The following is a 2,575-nucleotide window of genomic DNA, read 5'->3' as shown; positions in this document are numbered from 1 at the left end:
GCCCGCCCGGCCCGGTCAGCGTAACTTTCTCGTCGATGGCGGCAGGCTTGATCGCACAGTTGGTGCCGCGCAGCCGGTAGGCGGTCTTGCCATCCCACGCCCAGTTCTGCGTGCCCGAGCAGCCCGGAATGCCGCTTTCGACGACATGCCATTCGCCTCCGAACCGCTGCGGATCGAACAGCGACGCCGAAGAAATCAGCGCGCCCGGTTTGCGCAGCGACGCGGTCTCCGGCTGGGGCGCACAGCCCGCGAGGATCAGCGCGAGCATCCCGCCCAGCGCGGCGATCTTCGCCCGGCTCATTGCACGCATAGCTGCATCGGGTAGCCCGCCTCGCTCATCACCTCGTTGCAGCCCAGAAGAGGGGTCACCGGCGCGCAGGTCTTCGAGCGCGCGAGGCATTCACCCTCGCACTCGCTGCCCGCCTGACAGCTTTTGCCGCTATCGGAGGTTATCTTCACACAGATGAACGCCCCGTCGCGCGCGAGCCATTTGCCGCCGCGCGCGACGCATTCGAATTTCCCGGCATCGATTTTCTCCTGCCCGACCAGCGGCAGTTGCTCCGCCGTATCGGTCCCGTCAGCAGGGCCGAAGGGATTGCAGCCCGCCAAGGCGAGCGCCGCACACAGAAGGATCGACGCCCCGCGCATCAGTAGGGCATCGGGTAATGCTTGTGGAGCTCGGCGATCTTGTCGAGCAGCTCCTTCGGCAGTTCTACCCCTTCGGCGTCGAGGTTCGGCTTGAGCTGGTCAACCGAGGTCGCGCCGACGATCGGGATCACCGGGAAGGGACGGCTCATCACCCAGGCAATCGCCATCGTCACCGGGTGAAGATCGAACTCCTTGGCCAGCGCGACATACCGGTCAGCGATCTCGAAAGCGCGCGGATTGGCGCGCCCACCGAGATTGTTGACCAGCGACCGCCGGGTGTTGTCGGGGATCACGTCGCCCGAATATTTGCCCGTCAGGATACCGGCGGCGAGCGGAGAATAAGCCAGCAGCGTCACTTTCTCCTGTTGCCCCAACTCCCCCAGATCGAGGTCGTAGTAGCGGCACATCAGCGAATATTCGTTCTGGATCGACTCGACGCGCGGCCCTTTGCCCGCCTCGGCCAGCGCCAGCCATTGCGCCGTGCCCCAGGCGCTCTCGTTCGACAGGCCGAATTCGCGGATCTTGCCCTCTTTACGCAGATCTTCGAGCGTCTCAAGACAGGCGCTCATATCGTCGAGCACTTCCTGCTTCGAAGGCTGCTTCGACGGATCGAAGCGCCACGTCTTGCGGAAGTGATAGGAGCCGCGATTGGGCCAGTGGAACTGGTAGAGGTCGATGTAATCCGTCTGCAGCCGGGTCAGCGAATCCGTCACCGCTTGGCGGATCCGGGTCGGGCTGATCTCGGGGCCGCCTTCGATCGCATTCGAGCCCTCGCCGGTGATCTTGGTGGCCACCACCAGATCGTCGCGCTTGCCGCGCTTGGCCAGATAAGTGCCCACGATCTGCTCTGTCCGGCCCATCGTCTCGGCCTTCACCGGGTTCACCGGATACATCTCGGCCGTGTCGAGGAAATTGATTCCGCGGTCGAGCGCGAAATCGATCTGGTCATGGCCCTCGGCCTCGGTGTTCTGGCTGCCCCAGGTCATCGTCCCGAGACAAATCTCGGACACCATGATCCCGCTTTGACCAAGTTCCAGCTTGCGCATGCCCGCGCTCCCTTTGTCATATGATGTTGCGCGGACCCTGCCACCGGGCTGCGGGAAGGTAAAGGCCCCTGACCCGGTCGGGTTTACTCGACCCGGTCCATGTACTCGCCGTAGCCCTCAGCCTCCATCTCCTCGAAAGGCACAAAGCGCAGCGAGGCAGAGTTGATGCAATAGCGCAGACCGCCCTGATCGCGCGGCCCGTCGGGGAAGACATGGCCGAGATGGCTGTCGCCGTTTTTCGAGCGCACTTCGACGCGGGTCATGCCGTGGCTGGTGTCGGTAAGTTCCACGACATGATCGTCGATCAGCGGCTTGGTGAAGGACGGCCAGCCGCAGCCCGCGTTGTATTTGGTCGAGGACGCGAAAAGCGGCTCGCCCGAGACCACGTCGACATAGATGCCCTTGGCGGAGTGGTCGTCATATTCGCCCGTGAAGGGGCGTTCGGTGCCGTTCTGCTGGGTGACGCGGTATTGCTCGGGGGTGAGCTTTGCGACCGCGTCGTCGGATTTTTGCCAGTTGCTCATGATGGGTCTCCCTTTCGCGCCTGATCTAGGCGGCGGCGGCCGCGAGAAAAGCCCTGCCGCCGCGTTTCGCTCGCATGTTCTACGGCGCAAGCCTACCATCCGGATCAGGAGGAGCCGACCATGACCACACCCGATCCCCGCGCCGATCTGCCCACCCACCGCGTCGAGAACCAGCCGCCCGCGCGCGGCGACGTCGATCTCTACGCCACGGACGCACCGCTGCGCGAGGCGGTTTCGCGGGCGGACGGTCAGATAGAGGCGCTGTCGGATTACGGCCAGACGCTCGGCACCACGGAGATGCGCGAGGCGGGCCGCGACGCGAACCGATACCTGCCGGAGCTGCGCCTGTTCGATATG

The 2,575-nt window shown here is 64.5% G+C and carries 4 protein-coding genes and 1 pseudogene; 1 reads left to right on the top strand and 4 read right to left on the bottom strand.

The window, feature by feature from the left end; translation table 11 throughout:
• The 4 genes from B3D39_RS06925 to msrB form a co-directional block, all read right to left on the bottom strand.
• Positions 1 to 310 (bottom strand): hypothetical protein (locus B3D39_RS06925; RefSeq protein WP_414717979.1); only part of this gene is annotated, 310 nt, incomplete at its 3' end.
• The gene (locus B3D39_RS06920; protein ID WP_274962774.1) at positions 298 to 648 is read right to left on the bottom strand and encodes a hypothetical protein; all 351 of its coding nucleotides are present in this window, start codon (positions 646 to 648) and stop codon (positions 298 to 300) included. The genes B3D39_RS06920 and B3D39_RS06925, both read right to left, overlap by 13 nt.
• Positions 648 to 1,694 (bottom strand): aldo/keto reductase, encoded by a 1,047-nt coding sequence (locus B3D39_RS06915; protein ID WP_083078476.1) that lies wholly within the window; start codon positions 1,692 to 1,694, stop codon positions 648 to 650. The genes B3D39_RS06920 and B3D39_RS06915 overlap by 1 nt, the downstream gene beginning before the upstream one ends.
• An 83-nt stretch (positions 1,695 to 1,777) precedes the next feature.
• Positions 1,778 to 2,218, bottom strand: coding sequence for a peptide-methionine (R)-S-oxide reductase MsrB (gene msrB, locus B3D39_RS06910; RefSeq protein WP_274962775.1), 441 nt, complete (start codon positions 2,216 to 2,218; stop codon positions 1,778 to 1,780).
• 120 nt (positions 2,219 to 2,338) lie between these two features.
• Between msrB and B3D39_RS06905 the strand changes: the two are divergent.
• Positions 2,339 to 2,575 (top strand): annotated as a pseudogene (locus tag B3D39_RS06905) (DNA alkylation response protein); the annotation flags it as partial.

Source organism: Thioclava sp. UBA3469 (genome assembly GCF_002378135.1).
Classification (GTDB): Bacteria; Pseudomonadota; Alphaproteobacteria; order Rhodobacterales; family Rhodobacteraceae; genus Thioclava; species Thioclava sediminum.
The sequence above is the reverse complement of the archived record's forward strand: the minus strand, read 5'-3'. Positions and strand labels throughout refer to the sequence as shown.

Coding starts and splice junctions, on each gene's coding strand:
- B3D39_RS06915 (WP_083078476.1), bottom strand. CDS start 1,694: ATGCGCAAGCTGGAACTTGGTCAAAGCGGGATCATGGTGTCCGAGATT.
- msrB (WP_274962775.1), bottom strand. CDS start 2,218: ATGAGCAACTGGCAAAAATCCGACGACGCGGTCGCAAAGCTCACCCCC.
- B3D39_RS06920 (WP_274962774.1), bottom strand. CDS start 648: ATGCGCGGGGCGTCGATCCTTCTGTGTGCGGCGCTCGCCTTGGCGGGC.